The organism is Agromyces rhizosphaerae, assembly GCF_027925245.1.
Classification (GTDB): Bacteria; Actinomycetota; Actinomycetes; order Actinomycetales; family Microbacteriaceae; genus Agromyces; species Agromyces rhizosphaerae.
This window is the reverse complement of record NZ_BSDP01000001.1, coordinates 1,446,356-1,467,768: the sequence shown is the minus strand read 5'-3', so window position 1 is coordinate 1,467,768 and position 21,413 is coordinate 1,446,356. Positions and strand designations below refer to the sequence as shown.

Annotated in this window: 17 protein-coding genes; 7 read left to right on the top strand and 10 right to left on the bottom strand. The window is 71.3% G+C overall.

Annotation, left to right across the window (positions count from 1 at the left end):
- The first annotated feature begins 6 nt into the window (after positions 1–6).
- Entirely contained in the window at positions 7–780 is a 774-nt protein-coding gene (locus QMG39_RS06910; protein ID WP_281883411.1) for a hypothetical protein, read from the top strand.
- 125 nt (positions 781–905) lie between these two features.
- Here the strand turns inward: QMG39_RS06910 and QMG39_RS06905 are convergent, their stop codons facing one another.
- The 3 genes from QMG39_RS06905 to QMG39_RS06895 form a co-directional block, all read right to left on the bottom strand.
- Entirely contained in the window at positions 906–1,448 is a 543-nt protein-coding gene (locus tag QMG39_RS06905) for a hypothetical protein (protein WP_281883409.1), read from the bottom strand.
- Between the two features lie 84 nt (positions 1,449–1,532).
- Positions 1,533–2,147 (bottom strand): GNAT family N-acetyltransferase, encoded by a 615-nt coding sequence (locus QMG39_RS06900; protein ID WP_281883408.1) that lies wholly within the window; start codon positions 2,145–2,147, stop codon positions 1,533–1,535.
- A 48-nt stretch (positions 2,148–2,195) separates the two neighbouring features.
- Entirely contained in the window at positions 2,196–2,816 is a 621-nt protein-coding gene (locus tag QMG39_RS06895; RefSeq protein WP_281883406.1) for a TetR/AcrR family transcriptional regulator, read from the bottom strand.
- A 144-nt stretch (positions 2,817–2,960) separates the two neighbouring features.
- Between QMG39_RS06895 and QMG39_RS06890 the strand changes: the two genes are divergently transcribed.
- Together QMG39_RS06890 and QMG39_RS06885 are read left to right on the top strand one after the other, a co-directional pair.
- The gene (locus QMG39_RS06890; RefSeq protein WP_281883404.1) at positions 2,961–4,217 is read left to right on the top strand and encodes an MFS transporter; all 1,257 of its coding nucleotides are present in this window, start codon (positions 2,961–2,963) and stop codon (positions 4,215–4,217) included.
- 40 nt (positions 4,218–4,257) lie between these two features.
- The gene (locus tag QMG39_RS06885; RefSeq protein ID WP_281883402.1) at positions 4,258–6,663 is read left to right on the top strand and encodes a glycoside hydrolase family 3 C-terminal domain-containing protein; all 2,406 of its coding nucleotides are present in this window, start codon (positions 4,258–4,260) and stop codon (positions 6,661–6,663) included.
- A 27-nt stretch (positions 6,664–6,690) separates the two neighbouring features.
- Here QMG39_RS06885 and QMG39_RS06880 read toward each other — a convergent pair whose 3' ends face one another.
- Both QMG39_RS06880 and QMG39_RS06875 read right to left on the bottom strand, forming a co-directional pair.
- Positions 6,691–8,028, bottom strand: coding sequence for an alpha-amylase family protein (locus QMG39_RS06880; protein WP_281883400.1), 1,338 nt, complete (start codon positions 8,026–8,028; stop codon positions 6,691–6,693).
- A 35-nt stretch (positions 8,029–8,063) separates the two neighbouring features.
- Positions 8,064–8,393, bottom strand: a complete 330-nt coding sequence (locus QMG39_RS06875; RefSeq protein ID WP_281883398.1) for an ArsR/SmtB family transcription factor — start codon at positions 8,391–8,393, stop codon at positions 8,064–8,066.
- Positions 8,394–8,480: 87 nt separating this feature from the next.
- On the opposite strand from QMG39_RS06875, the gene QMG39_RS06870 reads away from it, so the two are divergent.
- Positions 8,481–9,473: a lipocalin-like domain-containing protein gene (locus tag QMG39_RS06870; RefSeq protein WP_281883396.1), complete on the top strand. Its 993-nt coding sequence runs from the start codon at positions 8,481–8,483 to the stop codon at positions 9,471–9,473.
- Between the two features lies 1 nt (position 9,474).
- Positions 9,475–9,873 carry a nitroreductase family deazaflavin-dependent oxidoreductase gene (locus QMG39_RS06865; RefSeq protein ID WP_281883394.1) on the top strand — a complete coding sequence of 133 codons (399 nt, stop codon included), beginning with the start codon at positions 9,475–9,477 and terminating at the stop codon, positions 9,871–9,873.
- Between the two features lie 25 nt (positions 9,874–9,898).
- Here the strand turns inward: QMG39_RS06865 and QMG39_RS06860 are convergent, their stop codons facing one another.
- A complete protein-coding gene (locus QMG39_RS06860) occupies positions 9,899–13,147 on the bottom strand; it encodes a DUF5107 domain-containing protein (protein ID WP_281883392.1) in 3,249 nt (1,082 codons plus the stop codon).
- Positions 13,148–13,238: 91 nt separating this feature from the next.
- Between QMG39_RS06860 and QMG39_RS06855 the strand changes: the two genes are divergently transcribed.
- Both QMG39_RS06855 and QMG39_RS06850 read left to right on the top strand, forming a co-directional pair.
- Positions 13,239–14,102 carry an AraC family transcriptional regulator gene (locus QMG39_RS06855; RefSeq protein WP_281883390.1) on the top strand — a complete coding sequence of 288 codons (864 nt, stop codon included), beginning with the start codon at positions 13,239–13,241 and terminating at the stop codon, positions 14,100–14,102.
- A gap of 130 nt (positions 14,103–14,232) precedes the next feature.
- Complete coding sequence (locus QMG39_RS06850) at positions 14,233–16,845, top strand: exo-rhamnogalacturonan lyase family protein (protein WP_281883388.1); 2,613 nt, start codon at positions 14,233–14,235, stop codon at positions 16,843–16,845.
- Positions 16,846–16,914: 69 nt separating this feature from the next.
- Here QMG39_RS06850 and QMG39_RS06845 read toward each other — a convergent pair whose 3' ends face one another.
- The 4 genes from QMG39_RS06845 to QMG39_RS06830 are packed head-to-tail and all read right to left on the bottom strand — an operon-like array spanning position 16,915 to position 21,257.
- Positions 16,915–17,832 (bottom strand): carbohydrate ABC transporter permease, encoded by a 918-nt coding sequence (locus tag QMG39_RS06845; RefSeq protein ID WP_281883386.1) that lies wholly within the window; start codon positions 17,830–17,832, stop codon positions 16,915–16,917.
- 13 nt (positions 17,833–17,845) lie between these two features.
- Complete coding sequence (locus QMG39_RS06840) at positions 17,846–18,814, bottom strand: carbohydrate ABC transporter permease (RefSeq protein WP_281883383.1); 969 nt, start codon at positions 18,812–18,814, stop codon at positions 17,846–17,848.
- On the bottom strand, positions 18,814–20,136 hold the full coding sequence (locus QMG39_RS06835) for an extracellular solute-binding protein (RefSeq protein ID WP_281883381.1): 1,323 nt from the start codon (positions 20,134–20,136) through the stop codon (positions 18,814–18,816). The genes QMG39_RS06840 and QMG39_RS06835 overlap by 1 nt, the downstream gene beginning before the upstream one ends.
- Before the next feature lie 41 nt (positions 20,137–20,177).
- A complete protein-coding gene (locus QMG39_RS06830) occupies positions 20,178–21,257 on the bottom strand; it encodes a LacI family DNA-binding transcriptional regulator (protein ID WP_281883379.1) in 1,080 nt (359 codons plus the stop codon).
- Positions 21,258–21,413: the final 156 nt, after the last annotated feature.

Sequence of the window (21,413 nt, the reverse complement as noted above, 5' to 3'; positions counted from 1 at the left end):
CGACCCATGTACGTCGCGGACGAGCCGCGGCCCGAGGAATACCCTTGGGCTCCAGCTGTTCGGGGCTGCCTGCTCACCGAGTCGGGCGAGTTCCCGGTGCGCACCGAGCCGGGTCGCGGTATCGGTTCCGCGTGCGTCACCGCCGGGTCGTCGACCGCGACCGTCGACGAGCTGCTGGCGCGCGAGGGCGTGGCACCCCTGGCCGAGCGCACGCTGGTCGTCGCGATCGGCTCGAACGCCTCGCCCGCAGTGATCGCGGGCAAGTACGCGAGGGCGGCGAGCGGATGCCCCTGGGCGACCCCGTTCCTGACCGGCACGCTGCACGGCGTCGCCGTCGGCCACTCGGCCCATGTGTCCCGGCGCGGGTACATCCCGGCCGCGCCGTACGCGCGGCGGGGCGCGGCGACCAGGGTCGTCGCCGCCTGGTTCGACGACGCGCAGCTCGCGGCGGTCGACGCCACGGAGCCCAACTACGACCGGGTCGCGCTCGACACCACGGAGCATCCGCTCGTGCTCGACTCGGAGGAGCGACCGCATTCGATCGCGGTCTACGCGTCCCGGCACGGCCTGATCGGCGCGACCGGCACGGCGGACCCCATCGCGTTCGGCACCCAGTGCGAGGTGTTCGCAGAGCTGTCGGATGCCACGGGCGACCCGCGGTTCTCCGGCACCGCCGGCGAGGTGTGCCTGCGGCTCGCCGAGCCCGATGCCCGTGCGCTGATCACCGCCGATCTGCACGCCGGCCCGACCGTCCCGCACGGGCTGGTGAGCCGGGCGTGAGTGCCATCGAGGCTCCCGATAGACGTGGGTTGCAGATACCATGGCCTGTGCGAGGGGCATTAGCCCCGAGAATGTGAGCCCGGCAGTCTGCCCGTTCTGGTACGACGAGCCGGGCTTGCGCCTGTCTAGGGTGGATCGATCACCACGCGACGGGCGACGATCGGTGCGACCTTCTGCGGCCAGACCCCTCCCTTCTGCTCGCACCAGGCAACTGCGTCCGCGATCCAGAGCATCGGCTGCTCCGTGCGCCCGCGGTGACCGTACTTGAGACGGGTCAGCGCCCCGAGTCGATCCAACTCGCCTCGGATGACCCGACGGTCCGCCGCCTCCAATGAGGCGTCGCGCTCGAGGGTCAGGTCGGCTGCTCCGCCATCGATCAGGTCGGCGACCAGTGCCCGAAGAAGCGCTGGCCGAGCCACGGTGTCGCGAGCACGCCGCATCACGTAGACGTGTACCCGGACCTCGAGCTCACACAATGCGCGGATGAGTTGGTCGCGCCGCTTGCTCTCGTCGTTGAAGTGGATCGCGCTTCGCCCGCCCGCACGCAATCCGCGGAGGCGTCGCTCGATCGAGGCGACATCGGTGGACGCAGTCGCGGCTGCGGCGATGTAGTATCCGCCGGACTTCGACTCGTCGACGAACACGCGATCTCCGGCGCTGAACGGCATCTGCTCGACCTCTGCCTTCCGGGGCGGTGTGGCTCAGACGCTAGTGCCGCCGTCGGACACCTCGGTCGAGGACGTTCTCTGCGCTCAGCCGTCCCACTCGCGCCGCAGGATCCCGAACGTCGCCAGGTCGTCCCACGCGCCGTCGTGGAACTCGCGCTCGCGCTCGGTGCCCTCGTGGCGCATGCCCATTCGCCGGCAGATGGCCGCCGACGCGAGGTTCCGCGGATCGAGCACCGCGTGCACCCGGTGCGCGCCGAGCGTCTCGAACGCGTGGCGCAGCACGGCGGCGGTTCCCTCGGCGGCCAGTCCCCGGCGCTGGAACTCCGGATGCACCAGCCAGCCGATCTCGACCTGCGCGTGCGCGACCGAGGTGACGCGCGTCATGAACTCCGCGACGACCCGGTCGCCCTCGCGGCCGAGCGACGGCTCGCCGACGAGTTCGGCGACCAGCAGCATCGCATCGTCGTCGGTCGCCAGCAGGCGCATGCCGGCCCGCCACACGGTGTGCTCGTGACCCTCCTCGCGTGTACGCCGGGGCCAGGGGATGTACGTGCGCACCTCATCGCGGCGCTGGTAGTCCCACACGTCGTCGCTGTCGTCGAGCGTGATCGGGCGCAGGCGCAGCCGCTCGGTCAGGATCGGCTGCGCCTCGAGCTGCTCGGCGGCGTAGGGCAGTCGCATCGCGGGCGCGTCGTCCATGGCGCGAGACTAGCCGAGCCGCGCGCAACCCGAAGTACCGGCGCGGCCCTACGGCGTCTCGAGCATCCGGATGAATGACTCGAGGTGTGCCGGCATGTCGATGTCGGATTCCATCAGCCACTGCAGCTGGAGGCCGTCCGACAGTGCGATGAGCATCGTCGCCGTCTCCGCCGGATCCGCGTCGGGTCGCACGCGTCCGGCCCGCTGCAGCACCTCGATGAGACGTGCGACGAGCTCGGAGGATGCCCGGTACCTTCCGAGGAAGTAGGCGTGCGCTGCATGGTCGGGTTCGATCGCCTCCGCGGAGAGGCGGGTGTAGAGGTGCATCAGGCCGGGGACGGATGCATTGTGGCGGATCGGCTCGACGAATGAGCGGAGGCTGACGCCCGCGGCATCCAGCGTCTCGATGTCGAGCTGCTCGGCGGACAGGTTCGCCCCACCCGTGGCGTATCGCTCATCGATGAGGTCTCGGCGGCGGAGCACCTCGACGAAGAGCTCCTCCATCGAGCCGAAGTAGTGCAGCACGCCCGCCTTGCTGAGTCCGACGGCGTCGGCGATCTCCTTGAGCGAGGTGCGCGAATAGCCCTCGCGGGCGATCACGTCGAGCGCGGCGGCGAGGATCTCCTCCCGCTTCGCCACGCCCTTGGCGTACGCACCTCGACTGGCCACGCGGCAATCGTAGCGGGAGCGGAGGCGAAAACCTACCGAGGGTTGACATTCAATGCCAACCGACGGTAGGTTTTGTTTCGCCGCAGCGACGCGGCACCCGCCGCAGGTGAGCGGCAAGCCAGAAGGAGAACCAACGTGTCGACGATGACCCAGCCATCCGAGCATGACGACAAGACCGAGGCCCGACCCCGGATCGACCGCAGCGTCAAGCGACTCATCGGGGGCATCGTCCCCGCGAACATGGCGATCTTCGCCGTCTGGGGTGCTGTGACCGGCATCCTGCTCCCGCTGCAGATCGAGGGCATCGACCCGGCGAACAAGGTCGCCAACCTCGCGATCGTGACCTCCATCGGTGCCCTCGCCGCCATGATCGCCCAGCCGGTCGCGGGCATGCTCTCCGACCGCACGCGAAGCCGCTTCGGCCGCCGAGCCCCGTTCATCGTCGGGGGCGCACTCATCGGCGGGCTCGCGCTCGTCGGCATGGCCGTCGGGAACACGCTCGTGCACATCGCGATCGCGTGGATCATCGTGCAGGTCGCCTACAACTTCGCCCAGGGTCCGCTGTCGGCGATCCTGCCGGACCGCATCCCGCGGGCCGTGCGCGGCACGTTCTCCGCCATGGCCGGACTCGGCGTCATGCTCGGCGCGTTCGGCGGGCAGGTCCTCGGCGCCAGCCTCGCGGAGGCCATCCCGACCGCGTACCTGCTCCTCGCCGGGATCGCGCTCGTCGTGCTGACGCTGTTCGTCGTGCTCAACCCAGACCGCTCCAGCACCGACCTCGTGCCCGCGCGATTCAGCCTGCGCGGATTCCTCCGGACGTTCTGGGTCAACCCGGTCGCGCACCCCGACTTCGCGTGGGCGTTCGCGGGCCGCCTCCTGCTCTACACGGGCTACTTCGTCGCCGTGGGCTACCAGCTCTACATCCTGCAGGACTACATCGGCCTCGGGGACTCCGCAGCGGCGATGATCCCGATGTTCGGCCTCATCTCGATGGCCGGGCTGCTGATCGCCACCGTGGTCTCCGGCCCGCTGTCCGACCGCATCGGTCGTCGCAAGGTCTTCGTGTTCGCGTCGTCGGCCCTGGTCGGCATCGCCATGCTGGTGCCGCTGTTCATGCCCACCGTGGGCGGCTGGATCCTGTTCAGCGTGATCTCCGCGCTCGGGTTCGGCATGTTCCAGGCGGTCGACACCGCGCTGATCAGCGAGGTGCTGCCCTCGGACGAGTCGTTCGCGAAGGACCTCGGCGTCGTGAACATCGCCGGCACCCTGCCCCAGACGGTGGCCCCGGCGGTCGCCGGCCTCATCATCCTCGTCGGCGGCTACGCCGCGCTGTTCCCGATCGGGCTCGCCCTGGCGGTGCTCGGCGCGCTCGCGGTGGCCCCCATCAAGTCGGTCCGCTGAGCGCGACCAGCACGCTCGACCTCGAACCAAGGAGACTCCGATGACGGACACCCTCATTCCCGCCCCGGCGCACGTCGATGCTCCGCAGGCGGACCCCGCCGACATCGTGCGCCGGCTCACCCGCCGCCAGAAGGTGTCGCTGCTGTCAGGTGCCGACTTCTGGACCACCGAGCCGGTGGCCGAGCACGACGTGCCCTCCATCATGCTGACCGACGGGCCGCACGGGCTGCGCAAGCAGACCGGCTCGACCGATCACGTCGGCTTCGGCGAATCGGTGCCGGCGACGTGCTTCCCGCCCGCGGTCACGCTCGGCTCGACGTGGGATCCGTCGCTCATCGAGGAGGTCGGAGCCGCGCTCGGGCGTGAGACGCGCGCCGCCGACGTCGGCGTCATCCTCGGGCCCGGACTGAACCTGAAGCGCCACCCGGCCGGCGGCCGGTCGTTCGAGTACTTCTCCGAGGACCCGCTGCTCTCTGGGAAGTCAGCCGCGGCGCTCGTTCGCGGAATCCAGTCCGAGGGCGTCGGCGCGTGCCTCAAGCACTTCGCCGTGAACAACCAGGAGTCGAACCGCATGCGGCTCGACACGGTCGTCGACGAGCGCACCCTGCGCGAGCTGTACCTGACCGGCTTCGAGATCGCAGTCGCCGAGTCGGACCCGTGGACCGTCATGTCGGCGTACAACCTCGTCAACGGCGAGCACGCCGGCGAGTCGCGCCGACTCCTGACCCAGATCCTCCGCGACGAGTGGGGATTCCAGGGCATGGTCGTCTCCGACTGGCTCGCCGTCGCGGACCGCCCGGTGGGCGTCGACGCCGGACTCGACCTCGAGATGCCCTCGAGCGAGGGCGTCTGGGACCGCGCGATCGTCGAGGCGCTCGAGGACGGCAGTCTCGACGAGGCGGCCCTCGATGCCGCGTGCGGTCGGGTCATCGCCCTCGCCCTCCGGGTGGCTGCGGAGCGCAGCATCCGTTCGGATGCCGCGCCGCTCGACTTCGACGCGCACCACGGACTCGCCCGCCGGGCCGCAGCGGCGGGCACCGTGCTGCTCACCAACGACGGGATGCTTCCCCTGCGCGCCGAGGGGAGCATCGCGCTGATCGGCGCCTTCGCCGAGACGCCCAGGTATCAGGGCGCCGGAAGCTCGATGGTGAATCCGACCCGCCTCGACACCGCACTCGAAGCGATGCGCCACCGCCTCGGGGAGGAAGCGGAGATCCTGTTCGCCCCGGGCTACGACCCGGTCTCCGGCGACAGTAGTCCCGAGATGCTCGAGCAGGCTCGGGCCGTCGCACGCGAGGCCGACGTCGTCGTCGTCATGGTCGGACTGCCAGCGACCTACGAGTCCGAGGGCTTCGATCGGACCGACCTGCGGCTTCCCGCCGATCACGACGAACTCGTCCGTGCTGTCACCGACGCCAACCCCCGCACCGCCGTCGTGCTGAGCAACGGGGCCGCCGTCGAGATCGACTGGGCCGACCGCCCTGCTGCGCTCCTCGAGGCCTACCTCGGCGGGCAGGCGAGCGGGTCTGCGCTCATCGATGTCCTGTTCGGCGACGCCGAGCCGGGTGGGCGCCTCGCGGAGAGCATCCCCGTGACGGCATCGGAGCTTCCTGCGAGCGAGAACTTTGCGAACCATGCCACGCAGGTGGAGTACCGCGAGACGCTCTACGTCGGCTACCGATTCCACGACACCTTCGAGGTGGCGCCGCGCCACTGCTTCGGCCATGGGCTCAGCTACACCGCGTTCACGTACTCCGACGTGACGATCTCGGGATCGGGCACCGACCTGACCGTCGAGCTCACCGTGACCAACACCGGGGACCGCACCGGATCGGACGTCGTCCAGGTGTACGTCCACGACGTCGAATCGTCGGTGCACCGCCCTGAGCAGGAGCTGCGCGGATTCACCAAGGTCCACCTCGCTGCCGGCGCGTCCGAGCGAGTGGTGATCCGTCTCGGTCGTCGTGCCTTCGCGACCTACGACGTGGCCGCGCAGGACTGGCTCGTCGAGGCGGGGGCGTTCGAGATCCGCGTCGGTGCGTCGTCCCGCGACATCCGCGCATCCGAGACCGTGGTGATCGCATCGCCCGACGTCGTGACCCCGGTGACGAAGCCTGCGGGTCCCGCGGCCACCGACGCCGAGTTCGCTGCCCTGCTCGGCCGTGCCATTCCGGCGCCTCGGCCGCTGCTGCCGCTGCACCTGGACTCGGCGATCGACGACCTCGCCCAGTTCCCGATCGGCCGCATCCTGCGCAAGCGGCTGCTCGACATGGCGGCGGGCACGCTGGACATGGATCCGGACCCGGCCACCAAGGCGATGATCGACGCGGTCATGGGGCAGATGCCGCTGCGCGGTCTTGTCGCCAGCTCGGGCGGCAAGCTCTCGTTCAGGGTCGCACGAGCCGTCATCCGCGTGCTCAACCTGTTCGCCCCACGGCGACGCTGACCGCGGCCCTGTCGGGCCGGCCCGCCCTCAAGCGGGTCGGGCCGACAGCACGCTCCACCCGTGCGGCGGCAATGCGACCAGCGCACCGCCGGCCCCCGCGGGTCGAAGGTGGCCGGTTCCGGCGATGACGGCATGGGCTCCCGGGGCTCGGAGTTCGACGCCGTCGGGTGAGACCGAGAGCGCGACCACGATGCGCTCCGCCTCTCGGGTGCACGAATAGACGAGGGTGTCGTTCGTCACCGACTCGACGCGGACGTCGGCCGCGTGCAGCCAGGCGTGACGTCGTCGGACGCTCAGCAGTTCCTGATGTCGGTGGAACAGCGGCAGCCCGGCCGCGGCGAGGTCGGCCGGCCGGTCGGGGAACACCGGACGGACCGCATCGTCGCCGCCGGCGCGGTCCTCCTTGATGCCGACGAATCCGTGCTCATCGCCGGCGTAGACGGACGGAGTGCCGGGGAGCGTCGCGAGCAGGACGACGGAGTGCACGAGATGCCGCGGGTCGTCCAGCCGGGAGGCGATTCGGGTGACGTCGTGGTTGCCGACGAACGTGTACGGCACGAACGTCTCGAGCATCTCCCGGTGGCGGCCCAGCGCGTGCGCGAGTTCGTGCATGTTCGCGTCGTTGAGGCTCGACCACACCGCCTTCCACAGTTCGTACTGCGTCACGGCATCCAGGCGCCCCTCCTGCACGAAGCCGGCGTAGTCGCCATGGATCACCTCGCCCATGAGGTACACGTCGACGTGACGCGCCCGCACCCGGTCCGCGACCTGCGCCCAGAACTCCGTCGGGACTGCGTATGCCGCATCGAGGCGCCACCCCGAGGCACCCCGTTCGAGCCAGTGGCACATCACGTCGACGACGTGGTCGACGACCGCCGGTTCGCTGTGGTCGAGAGCGACCAGGTGCCGGTGCCCTTCGAAGTCGTCGTAGTCGGGCTCGACCCCCGGCCTCCATTCGCCCGCCCCCTGCGGCCACCGCAGCCGGAACCACGAAGCGGTCGGTGCGCTGGGACCGTGTTCGAGCACCGCAGTGAACGCCGGATGCGACCGGCCGACGTGGTGGAACACGCCATCGAGCATGACGCGGATGCCACGAGCACGTGCCGTCGCGAACAGCCGGTCGACGTCCGCATCGTCGCCGAGCCGCGGGTCGATCGTGAAGTGGTCGACGGTGTCGTAGCCATGGGTCTCCGAGCGGAAGATCGGCCCGAGGGCCAGGCCCGAGGCGCCGAGTCGCAGCAGGTGATCGAGCCAGCCCTCGATGTGGGCGAGCCGGTGGCGGGTGGCGCCGCCGACGGCGTCCGCTCGTCGTTCCGCCCCCACGAAGCCGAGCGGGTAGACGTGCCACCACATGGCGTCTCGCACCCACGCCGCTTCGGATGCGCTCCGCGTCGAGGCGCTCACTCAGGGCGCCCCTGCGTCTCCTCGACCGCGCGCAGCAGTCCCGTCAGGAGGTCGAAGGCGGCGCCGAAGGTGGGGTGGTAGTAGGTGCGGCGCCCCTCGCGCCGCTCGCCGAGCAGGCCGGCCTCGCGGAGGATCCGCAGATGATGTGACGTTGCCGGCCGTGACAGCCCGATGCGCTCCGCCACCTCGCGCACGGTGAGGTCGGCGCCGTCCGCGAGCACGAGCACGATGTCCTGGCGATGGCGGTCGCCGAATGCGACGAAGAGGTCGCGTGTCGACTCGAACGCCTCGCGCAGCACCTGAGTGTTCTCTGGGGGAGATGCCATGGCGACACGGTACTCTCGAGAGGTATGGTTCAAAAAATTGGACCATACCAACCCCCGTGAAGCGACAGCCCTGTGAAAGGACACCCCATGACGAAGATGGCGACCGTGAGCTACGACCCCTCGAACCTCTCGAGCTTCGAACGCGAGTGGAATCTCCACCGCGGATGCAGCGAGTGGTGGTACTGCACCGGGATCGTCCGCACCGCGGACGACCGCATCTTCACGTACCAGTTCACGCTGGTCGCTCTCGGCGGTGTCCCGATCATCACGCCTCGGATCCTCCAGGTCGCACTGACCGACATGCAGACCGGCGAGCACCACTACCTGCAGGATGCGAGCATCACCGGCCGCAAGGCGACCCTCGAGACCGACCGGCTCGCCTACGCCGACCGGTTCCGGCTCGAGCGATCCGAGGAGGGCATGCGCATCACCCTGCACCACAAGGACTTCGACGTGGATGTCGAACTCGAGTGGGGCAAGGGAGCGTTCTGGCACTGCGACAACGGCAAGCTCTTCATGGGCACGCCGGGCGACGAGGAGAACACCACCTACTACTACTCCTACCCCCACATGCCCACCCGGGGCACGCTCACGCTGCACGGCGAGCGGGAGGAGGTCACCGGCACCACCTGGTTCGACAAGCAGGGCGGCAACTACTCGCTCACTGCCCGTGAGACCCAGTGGGAGTGGTTCTCACTCCGCTTCGACGACGGCGAGGAGATGATGCTGTTCGCCTTCCCGCACATGGACTACGTCGACGGCACCTACATTCGCGCCGACGGCACCAGCGAGCGCCTCAATGACTACACCCTCACCACGACACGTACCATCGAGCACTCCGGAAAGACCTGGTCCGCCGCATGGGACCTGCATGTTCCCGGACGCAAGGACGAGCACTACACGATCAAGCCCGTCTTCGAGGGCAACATCAACCTCAGCTACTTCGAGCAGCTCTGCACCGTCACCAATGCGGCCGGGGAGAACGTCGGCTTCACCTTCTGCGAACTCCTTCCCGGTGTGCTCAACGAAGAAGGCAACTCCGGTGGCAGCGCTTCGATGCTCAAGGGCGTCGAGTACTGACATGCGGACGGCGAGCAGACGGTTCGCGCTGCGAGTCGCGCGCATGTTCCGCCGCCCCGCCACGCGCTGGGCGAGGGCGGGCCGCGGCAACTTCGCCCTCGTCGTGCATCGCGGCCGCAGGAGCGGTCGCCCGTATGAGACCCCGGTCCAGGCGGTGCCGATCGACGGCGGATTCGTCGTGTCGCTCCCGTACGGCGCCGATGTGCACTGGCTGCAGAACATCCGGGCCGCCGGCGAGTGCGAACTCATCACACGGGGATCGACATTCGCCGTCGAGCGAATCTCGGTCGTTGCCGCGCAGCGGCGTGGTGCGTCGCCACGACGGCATGCGCAGCGGAACGCAGCCGTGATCCTGCACACCCCGACGGTTCCAGTCGGGGATCGGCGTACCGAGCCATGAACGACGGCGCCGCAGCCCGGTCGGGTCACGCCTCGATGGGCACGCGCAGCCCGCGTCCGCGGGCCGCGAGCGCCTCCAGTTCGCCGGCCGCACGCTCACGGAGGGCGCCGGTGTCGGTGTCGAACAGGGCGAGCTCGGGCAGCGAGGTCGCGAAGTAGTCGACGGCGTCGCGCTCCCGTCGGAGCTGCGCGGCGCGCTCGTCGAGCGCCGACCAGACCCGGTCGGCCTCGCCCTGCTCGCCGAGGCGCGTGTGCGCGACGCCGACCCAGAAGCTCGACTCGTCGGCCGGACGTGGGGCGACCGCGAGCGGGGTGGCAGCGCGGGCCGCCTCCCAGGCCGAGCGGGCGCCGTCGTCGTCACCGGCCGCGGCGCGGGCGTCGCCCAGCAGCACCCACCGCTCGACGGGTCGCTCGGCGGGGTGGCGACCCTCACCCAGGTGCGCGGGCGGGACCAGTCCCTCCTCGAGCAGCCGCCCCGCGGCTGCCGGCTCGGCGTCGATGCGCCCGCGCGTCAGGGCGCACGCGGCCCGGTCGTAGGCCGCGATCACGCGACCCTCGCCGCCTTCGAACGGGCGGAACGGCCGCGCGGTCAGTATCGCCCACGCCTCGTCGACGCGGCCGGCGTCGAGCAGCAGGTTCACGTGCCGTAGTGCGAGGTCGTCGCGGGTGCCGAGCAGCCCGGCGAACCGCTCCAGCATGGCCAGGCGGATGCCCCCGGGCAGCCCGTCGCGCTCGGCGAGCACGTCGCGCTCGAAGACGAGTCGGGCGTCGGCCCGGAGCGACAGTGCGTGCTCGAGCGCGTCGGCCGCGGCATCCCCGTCGTCGTCGGCGGCGACCGCGGCGATCGCGAGGTTGCGCCACACGACCGGGTCGGTCGACCCGCCGTCGGCGGCCGCGCGCAGGTGCGCGAGCGCCTCCGGGTGGCGAGCGGCATCGAGCAGCCACATGCCGAGCAGGCCCCGGGCGACCACGTCGGCGGGCTCGGCGGCGACGGCGGCGACCAGTGCGTCGTACTGGTCGAGGCCGGCCGGGAAGGCGAGTGCGGCGGATGCCTCGCGAGCGACCGCCCGCTCGGTGGCGGCCTCGGTTCCGCGGGCGGCCCGGTCGAGCCAGTGCGCGCGCAGGTAATGCCGGATCGGGCCGGCGAGGCCGGCGGCGGGCGCCACGGGGTCGGGGTCGGCGGTCGCACGCAGGGCGGCGTCGACGGCGCCGGCGCGTGCGAGCTCCGCGCCCACGTCGAGCGTCGTGCGCGCGTCGCGCGCGGTGGCCGCACCGACGAGCGCCGCCGTCGCGGGGTCGAGCGGGTCGAACGCGTGCAACGCCTGCAGCGTCGCGGCTGAGGCGTCCGCCTGGCCGAGGGCCGCGGTCGCCAGCGCCGAGATACGCCCGGCCTCGGGGATGCCGCCCGCGGCCCCGGCGAGCGAGCGCGCGGCGCGCGCGTCGCCGGCCCGCAGCGCGAGCCGAGCCCGGGCGAGGTTCGCCGGCGCCGACCACGCGGCGTTCCAGGCGGCCTTGCCGAACCAGCGGTCGGCGGCACCGGCGTCGCCGAGGCGCTCGCAGGCCAGGCCCAGCAGGTACACGGCCTCGCCGTCGCGCGGGTTCAGATTGCGGCGGGTGAGGCGCGCGAGCGCCGTCTCGAGCGACTGCCGCGCCTCCGCGTACTCGCCGCGCCCGAGGTGCCACGCGCCGAGCGCCGTCGCCGCGCGCGAGTCGGACGGGTCGCGGCGCAGCGCCTCACGCAGGTAGGGGAGTGCCGAACGGGTGGGGTGGCGGTACTGGGCGAGGTGCACCGCGGTCACGTGGAGCTCGTCGCTCGAGGCGATGTCCTCGGGGGCATCCGGCGCCGTCGCCACCCACGGCTCCTCGCCCGAGGCATCCGTCGCGGTCCACTCGACGAGCGCCCCCCGCGTCGTGGCCACCCGGACCGAGACCACGTCGTCGGGCGACGCGTCGAGCACGCGCACCACCGGCTCGTCGGGCCCGAGCGAGACCACCCACTCCGCGAGCACCCCGGCGTCGCCCCGAACGGTCACGGTGACGTCGGGCTGCGCGCTCGTGGCGAGCACGCCGATGCGGGTGCCGTCGCCGTCGGGCGACACCGAGACCGCGGCATCCGTCGTCGCCTGCCGTGCCGGGCCGATGCGGTGGATCGGGAACCAGAACTGGCTGAAGGTCTTCGTCTCGCCCGGCAGCAGCCAGCTGAAGTCGGGCTGGTTGTCGGTGTAGACGCCCGCCATGAGCTCGACGTACGGACCGTCGGCGTCGGTGAGCTGGTCGTCCCAGGCGTGGCCGATCGGCCCGTTGCCCCAGGTCCACTGCTTCTTGCCGGGCGAGATCGACCGGTCGGCCCAGTGCACGAAGCCCGCCCCGACGGCGTGGTCGTAGCCGCCGAAGAACTCGTCGTCGGTGTCGGTGATCATGTACGAGGTCGGCACCGGGATGTTGCTGTAGACGTCGATGCGATCGGCGTCGGCGCGCTCGGCGGCCAGCGCCGGATAGTCGACGCCGTAGTACGGGCGGTCGGCGCGCGGGAACGCGGTGATCGCCCGGCGCGCGTGGTCGGCGACGAAGCCGACGTCGTCGGGGAAGAAGGACTGGTACTCCTCGTGCACGCGCGCCGCCACGTTGGCCCACCAGAGGAACGTCTGCGGCACGTCGGTGCGGTTGTGCAGCACCGCCTCGGCCTCCACGAGCGAGGAGCCCGGACGCAGCCGGATGCCGTGCACGCCGCGCATGCGCTGCAGCGGGTCGAGGTCGCTGTGCCAGACGACCACCGCGCCGTCGTCCTCGCGCTCGATGCGCGTGTCGACGGGCAGGTAGGTGGCCGGGCGGTGGTGCTGGGGCCAGTTGAACTCGACGCCGCCCGAGATCCACGGACCGGCGAGGCCGACGAGCGCGGGCTTGATCACGTTGTTGCGGTAGAAGAAGTCGTACCCGGCGACCTTGTCGTAGCCGATGTGGATCCGTCCGCCGATCTCAGGGAGGAGCATGAGCCGCACGTACGCGTTCTCGAGGTGGATCGCCTGCCACTCGCGCGGCGCCTTCGCCTGCGCGACGTGGTCGATCATCGGCAGCGGGTACACCTTGCCGCTCGAGCCCTGGTAGACCCGGCGGTCGAGGAAGAGCGGATACGGGTCGGGTTCGCCGGCCTCGTACGTGTCGATGACGACGGGCTCGCTCCAGCAGGCCACGCCGCCGGCGGCGAGGATCGCGGACTGGTCGGCGGGCGCGTCGGGCAGTTCGATCCGGCTCGGGGCGTCATCGCGGTGGTTCACGGTACGAGGCTATGCAGCCGGATGCCGCGTGGACATGGGGATTCGGATGCAGGACATGGACGATTCGACGGTTCCGTGCGACCATGCCGCCATGGAGCGCACGACGGGGTTCGACGGCCAGCGCCTGAGCGTGCTGCCGCGCCCGCTGGTCGGCGCCGCGCTCGCCGCCCCGGTGACCCGGCGGATGCTCGTCACCGACGTCGGGCTCTTCCCGCGCGCCGCGGGCCACGCGCGGCGCCGACCGGGCGGGGCGAGCGAGGCGATCGTCATCGCCTGCGCCGCGGGTTCCGGGTGGGTCGACACCGGGGGCGTGCGCGCGCGGGTCGCGCCGGGCACGGCGGTCGTGATCCCCGCGGGCGTCGCCCACGCCTACGGCGCGACGCCGGGCGACCCGTGGTCCATCCGCTGGTGCCACGTGCGCGGTACCGACGTGGCCGAACTCGTCGAGGCGACCGGCGTCGCGCCGGGCAGGGCGACGTTCGCGCTGCGTTCGCCGGAGCGGGTGTCCGACCTGCTCGACGAGATGGCGCTCTCCCTCGCCCGCGACACGACGCCCGCGACCCTCGTCTCGGTCGCCGGGCTCGCGTGGCGCCTGCTGACGCAGCTCGCCGCGGACCGCCTCCGCCCCGAGGCCGGCAGCCCGCTCCAGCGGGCCATGCGCGAGCTCGAGGAGCGCCTCGACGCCCGCGTGCCGGTGCCGGAGCTCGCCGCGAGGGTCGGGTTGTCGGCGTCGCACCTCCAGGCGCTCTTCCGCGAGGCGACCGGCGGGGGCGTCGCCGCCCACCACGCGGCGCTCCGGATGGCCCGGGCCCGCACGCTGCTCGACACCACCGACCTGCCGGTCGGCGAGGTGGGGCGCCGGGTGGGCATGGCCGATCCGTTCTACTTCTCGCGCCAGTTCCGCCGCGTGCACGGCATGAGCCCGCGCGCCTACCGCGGCACGCGCAAGGGGTGAGTCGCGGCATGCACCGGTGCGCGCGGCGATTGCGGGGACACCGTGGGTCGCCTACGGTGGATCCGGGTCGGGAAACGTTTTCCGACCTCGTGAACGACGCCGTCGACGCGTCCGGGAGGAAGCAGCGCCCATGTCCGTGACCGAGCCGATCGACATCCCGCTCCGCTGGATCGACGACGAGACGCCCGCCCGGCTGCCGCTCGGCGCGACCCTCGGCGTGCCCCTGCCGCGAGGGGCGGTGGCGGATGCCGCCGAGCTCGGCGTCCGCGCCGACGGCGACGCGCCGGTCGCCGGCCAGGCCTGGCCGCTGGCGACCTGGCCCGACGGCAGCGTGAAGTGGGCGGGCATCGCGCTCGCGGCGACCGACGCACCCTCGGCTGCGTATCGCGTGACGGCGCGGCCCGCGGCGGTCCGCCCCGAACCCGGCGTCACGGTTCGCGAGGATGCGGATCGGATCACCGTCGGCACCGGGCCGCTCGAGGTGGCGATCGCGCGCACGGGGGAGTCCGTGATCGAGTCGGTGGCCGTCGAGGGCGGTGTCGTGGCGACGGCCGGGCGACTGGTGTCGAGCCGGCAGGACCGACCAGAGCCCGACCACCCCGGCCGCGTGCCCGCGGTCGGCGTCGTGGAGCGGGCCGTGGTGGAGCAGTCCGGGCCCGTGCGTGCGGTCGTGCGCGTCGAGGGCCGGCACCACGACGCGGCCGGGCGCGCGTGGCTGCCGTTCACGCTGCGGCTCGTCTTCATCGCGGGCGCCCGCACGTTCCGCGCGGTGCACACCTTCGTCTGGGACGGCGACCCCGACCACGACTTCCTGAGCGCGCTCGGCCTGACGTTCAGGGTCCCGCTGCGCGCCGCATCCGTCGACCGGCACGTGCGCCTCGCGGGCGCCGACGGGGGCGTGCTGCGCGAGGCGGTGCAGGGTGTCACGGGACTCCGCCGCGACCCGGGCGCCGCCGTGCGCGCGGCGCAGCTCGGCGGCCGCGCCACGCCGCCGCCCGACGAGTGGGAGCATGGCGTCGCCGACCTCATGAAGTGGGTGCCCGAGTGGCCCGACTACTCGCTCCGACAGCTCACGCCGAACGCCTTCTCGATCGCGAAGCGCACCGCCGCCGATCGCCCCTGGCTCCACGTGGCGCACGGCACCCGCTCCGACGGCGCGGCCTACGTCGGCGACACCGGCGGCGGACTCGGCATCGGCATCACCGGGTTCTGGCAGTCGGCGCCCACCGGACTCGACATCCGCGGTGCGGACTCCGACGAGGCGGAGCTGACGGCATGGCTCTGGTCGCCCGACGCCGCGCCGATGGACCTGCGGTTCTACCACGACGGCCTCGGCGAGGAGACCTACGCCGAGCAGCTCGAGGCGCTCGAGATCACCTACGAGGACTACGAGGACGGCCTGGGCAGCGCCACCGGCATCGCCCGGACCCATGAGCTCGAGGTCACCGCGTATGCGGCCACGCCCGCCCTCGCGGAGTTCGCGTCGGACGCCGGTCACGTCGCCCGCGGCCCGCGCCTGTCCGCGACCCCGGAGGCACTGCACGCCGCCCGGGTCTTCGGCGACTGGGACCTCGTGTCGCGGGAGCATCCGGCCCGCGCCGGGCTCGAGGACCGCCTCGACCGCATCGTCGACTTCTACCTCGACCAGGTCGAGCAGCGCGGCTGGTACGGCTTCTGGGACTTCGGCGACGTCATGCACACCTACGACGCCGACCGGCACGCCTGGCGCTACGACATCGGCGGGTACGCGTGGGACAACTCCGAGCTCGCGACCGACCTGTGGCTGTGGACCATGTTCCTGCGCACCGGCCGCGCCGACGTGTTCCGCATGGCCGAGGCGATGGCCCGCCACACCGGCGACGTGGACGCGTACCACTCGGGCCCGATCGCGGGCTTCGGCTCGCGCCACAACGTGCAGCACTGGGGATGCGGCTGCAAGCAGCCCCGCATCGGCTCGGCGATGTTCCGCCGCCCGCACTACTACCTCACCGCCGACGAGCACTCGCGCGACCTGCTGGTCGCGCAGCGCGACGTCGACCGGGCCTACCGCGGGATCGACCCGTGGCGGAAGGCCAGGCCCGACGAGTTCCCGCCGCCCGCGCCCCGCCTCGAGCGGATCATGGTCGGGCTCGGCACCGAGTGGGGGACCCTGGCCGGCGGCTGGCTCGCCGACTGGGAGATCACCGGCGACGCGCGCTCGCGCGACCGGCTGCTCGGCACGATGGCCGACATCGGCTCGTGGCCCCGCGGGTTCCTGCACGGCCACGCACGCTACGACCTCGAGCGCGGCCGTCTCGTGGAGCCGTTCGACGGCGTCGACGTGTCGCACCTCAACGCGATCTTCGGGCTCGTCGAGCTCTGCGCCGAGCTCGTGGAGCTCGTCGACGTGCCCGGGTTCCGCGAGGCATGGCTCGAGTACTGCCGCCTCTACATCTCCACTCCCGAGCAGCAGCGCGCCGCGCTCGGGCAGGAGATCACCGGCAACCTGTTCCCGCAATGGCACTCGCGGCTGCTCGCCTACGCGGCCGCCCACGACGGCGACGCCGACGCCGCCCGCCGCGCGTGGGAGGCGTTCTCAGCAGGCGGCGAGGTGACCCCGGTCGACCTCGGCCCGGGTCGCCGGGTGCTCCCGCCCGAGGTGCTCGCACCCGTCGACGAGCTGCCCATCAGCACGAACGACGCGGCGCAGAGCTCCCTCGCGACGATCCAGAACCTCGCCCTGATCGGGGATCGCCTGCGCTGACCGGGCGGGAACGACGAAGCCCCGCCGGCGTCGCGCGAGGCGCCGCCGGCGGGGCATCCGTTCGGTGTGTCAGCCCTTCACGCCCGAGCTGACCGACGAGCCCATGAACTGCTTCTGGGCGAACAGGAAGATGATCACGACGGGCAGCAGGTACAGCACGGCGCCGGCCGCCTGGATCGTCGGCAGGCCGTTGCCGCGCGGGTCGAGGTACCCGCTCGCGGTCGCGACGGCGAGCGTCGTGTTGTCGTAGTTCAGCAGCAGTGCCGGTGCGAGGTAGTCGCCCCAGGTCCAGGTGAACGACAGCAGCAGCGAGGTGAGGATCACGGGCTTCGCCAGGGGCAGGAAGATCGTGAAGAAGATGCGCCACCAGCCGCATCCGTCGATGATCGCCGCGTCCTCGAGCTCGAGCGGGATCGCCGTGAAGAACTGCCGGAACAGGAAGATCAGGTACGGCAGCCCGGCGAGGCCCCAGAGCACCCACGGCCAGTAGGTGCCGACGAGGCCCATGCGCGAGAACAGGATGTAGGTCGGGATCAGCAGCACGATGCTCGGGATCATCATGGTCGCGACCACGATGAGGAACAGGAAGTTCTGCCCCTTGCCGCGCAGGCGGGCGAACGCGAAGCCGACCAGCGCGCTCGTCGCGGTCGACAGCACGGCCGAGATCGTCGACAGGATGATGGAGTTCATCGTGTACGCGCCGAAGTTGATGCGCGTCACGGCCTCGATGTAGTTCGAGAAGTCCCACGAGACGTCGAGGAGGCCCTCGGCGCCCTGCGAGAACTGCGTGGGGCTCGCGATCGATGCGAGCAGGATCCAGACGAACGGGACGCCGAACAGCCCGACCGCGATGATGACGGCGATGTAGGTGCCGACACCGGCGGGCCTGCTCGACTCGGTCTGCAGTCGACGGCGTCGCTTGCGCGGCGCCTCGTCCGGCGGACGGACCACGGCGCGGGTGCGCACGTCTTCGATGAGGGTAGCCATTGTCAGCCTCGATTCAGTCGTCGCCGCCGGCGGCGACCTGGTAGAACACGAACCGCTTGCTCAGGCGCTGGAGCCCCAGGGTGAGCAGCAGGATGAAGACGAAGAAGATCCAGAGCATCGCCGAGCCGTAGCCGAACCGCTGGTTGTAGAAGAACTCGTTGTAGACCTCGACCATGAACAGGGTCGAGCTCTGCGGCACGTTCGCCGAGGCGGCGATGCTGCTCGTCTCCGCGAGCAGCAGCGGCTGCACGAGCATCTGCAGGGTGGAGATGATGCCCGTGATGACCTGGAAGTAGAGCACCGGCGAGATCATCGGGATGGTGATGTGCCGGATCACGCGCCAGTTGCCGGCGCCGTCGATGCGGGCGGCCTCCTCGAGCTCGACCGGCACGTCCTGGAGGGCCGCGAGCGAGATGATCATGCCGCCGCCCAGGCCCCAGAGGGTCATGATGATCAGCGCGTAGAAGGCGTAGGGGTCGGCGAGCCAGGTCACCTTGTCGGCGCCGAACCAGCCGATGATGAGGTTCAGCAGTCCCGCGTCGCGGTTGAAGATGAGGCGCCACATGATCGCGACCGCGACCACCGGCACCACCGACGGGACGAAGAAGATGGCGCGCACGACGCCGCGTGCACGGATGCGGCGGTTCACCAGGAGCGCGAGGGCGAGACCGCCGGCGACGCTCAGGGGCACCACGATGATGGTGAAGACGATGGTGCGGATGAGGCTCGCCCACGCGCCGGGGTCGGAGGTGATGATCTCGACGTAGTTGCGGAACCCGATGAAGCGCCAGATCGGCGAGACGCCGTCGAAGTTCGTGAGGCTGACGACGAACGCGTACGTGATCGGCGCGAGCGTCAGCAGCACGAAGCCGATGATCCACGGCGACGCGAACAGGTAGAACGTCCTGGAGCGATAACGGCGCCAGCCGCGGCCGCGGGTGTCGCCCGCGGCCGCGACCGGAGCCAGCGTGGTGCTGGACATCAGCCGAGCTGGTCCTTGCCCTGCGCGAGCAGGACGTTGATCTGGTCGGTGATCGCCTGGCCGGCCTCGGCGGCCGACTGCTCGCCCTTGATCGCCGAGGTGACCTCGACGTCGACGATCTGGTCCCACTGGGCCAGGGTCACGTAGGGCGAGTCCGGCAGCGGCTTGACGAACTCGGACTCGATGGTCGCGGCCTCGATCGCCTGCTGCTGGTATGCGGCCTCGCTCGGGAGGAACTCGAAGAGCGACTCCTGGATCGGCAGGCCCCAGCCGGTCGAGGCGCGGGCCTCGGCGGGCGGTCCGGCCATGAAGTACTCCATGACCTTCCAGGCCGCGTCCTTGTCGTCGGCAGACTCGGGGATGTACGCCCCGACCCCGCCGAACACCGGGCTGATGCGCTCGCCGAAGGTGGGCGCGGGCGCCATGGTCGCGGTCTCCGCGACGGTCGCGGCGGCCTCGTCCTGCAGGTTGCCGCCGAACCAGTAGCCGTCCATCGTCATCGCCATGTTGCCGGCGATGAAGGTCGGTGCGTCCTGGCCGTCGGGCAGCGGGTTGAGCGAGGTCGGGCCGACCTCCGCGGTGCCGTAGTCGACGAGCCACTCGAGCGCGCGCACGGCCTCGGCCGTGGTGAGGTCGGCCTCGCTGAGGTCGTCGTTGTAGTAGGTGCCGCCCTGCTGCTGGATCATCGTGTGGAACAGGTTGGTGATGCCCCACTGCCACTCGAGACCGAGGGGGTACTCGACGCCGGCGTCCTTCAGCTCGATCGCCTTGTCGAGCAGGTCGTCCCAGCTCGTCGCCTCCGTGGTGCTGAGCGGCTCGACGCCGGCTTCCTCGAGGAGTGCCTCGTTCTGCCAGATGGTGGCGTCGGGGCTCCAGTCCTTGATGATGCCGTAGTAGCTGCCCTCGCCTCGGGTGCTGCCGTCCCAGCGCCACGCATCGTTCGCGGGGAGCAGCGAGTCGGCCGACAGGACCTCGCTCGAGGCGAGGTAGTCGTCGAGGTTGGTGGCGAGCCCCTTCGCGAAGAGGTTGGCCGAGGGGCCGGCGCGGACGAGGTCCGGCGCGTCTCCCGCGGTCACCATCGCGTTGAGGCGGGTCTGGTCGTACTCGATGAACTCGATCGTGATGTCGGGGTTCTCCGCCTCGAACTCCGCGATCATGTCCTCGGTGAACTCGCTGCTCTTGTACATGACGGTCACCTCGGTGGGCCCGTCGCTCGAGCCGCCGCCGGAGGCGCTGCAGCCCGCGAGCGCGAACATCGCGCCGGTGAGCGCGACGCCCGTGCCGATCAGGAGCCGGCGGCTCCGCTTGCTGGTGTTGGACATCCCTGTCCCCTTCCTTGTGTGCAGGTTATGTGGTGTGGGTGTTACCGGTGCGCCGCTGTGGAGTCGCGGACGATCAGGTGGGCGGGCAGCGACACCGCTGGTGCCTCGCCCGGGACCCGCTCGGCGAGCAGCCGCACCATCTCGCGGCTGATCTCGGCGAACGGCTGCCGCATGGTGGTGAGCGGCGGGTCTGTGGTGGCCGCGAGGCCGGAGTCGTCGAAGCCGACCACGGCGACCTCGTCGGGCACGACGCGCCCGGCGATGCGGAGCGCGGTCATCGCGCCCGAGGCCATGAGGTCGTTCGACGCGAAGACGGCGTCGACCTCGGGCGCTGTGGCGAGCAGGCGGGTCATCGCCTCGCGCCCGCTCACGTTGAGCCAGTCGCCGGTGGCCACCAGGGCCGGGTCGAACGGGAGGCCTGCGGCCTCGAGCGCGTCGCGGTAGCCGTCGAGCCGGTCGATCGCGCCGCCGATGTCGAGGGGGCCGGTGATGACGCCGATGCGACGACGGCCGAGGCCGATGAGGTGCTCGGTGGCCACCCGTGCGCCGGACCGGTCGTCGGCCGAGACGCTCGCGATCGTGGACTCCCAGCCGATCGGTCGCCCGCAGCTGACCGTGGGCACGCCCGCGGCCGCGAGCTGTTCCGTCATCGGGTCGTCGAGGTGCGACGAGACGAGGAGCACGCCGTTGATGTGACCGCCGCGGACGAAGTCCATCACGCGACGCCGCTCGTCGTCCTCGCTCGCGGTCATCAGCACGAGGGTCATGCCGCGGTCGGCGAGGGCCGTCGTGATCTCGCGCAGCAGGATCGGGTAGTTCGGGTCGCCGAACAGGCGGTCCTGGGGCTCGGTGAGCAGGAAGACGACGGTGGAGCTGCGGCCCGTCGCGAGCGAGCGGGCGAAGCGGTTGCGGCGGTAGCCGGTCTGCTCGATCGCCGCGCGGATCGCGTCGGCGCTCGCGCCGCCCACCCACTTGTGGCCGTTGAGGTAGCGGGACACCGTGCCCGAGGACACGCCCGCGGCGTGGGCGACGTCGTGGATCGTCGGGGCCCGGTCGGCGGGGGCGGCGACCGGCGCGGGGGGAGTGGACCCGGTCTCCCGGATCTCGCTGCCGTCGTGCATCTTCGCCTCCTCCCGACGCTGGGTCTGTCAGGCTGTAACCGGTTTTAGTTCCGCCTGTAATCGGTTACAGTAACCAGACGGGTGGAACGTGTCAACTCTCTGCGACAGATTTGGAATGCGTTTTCCCCATGGAGCCATCGACAAGGAAGTGACCGA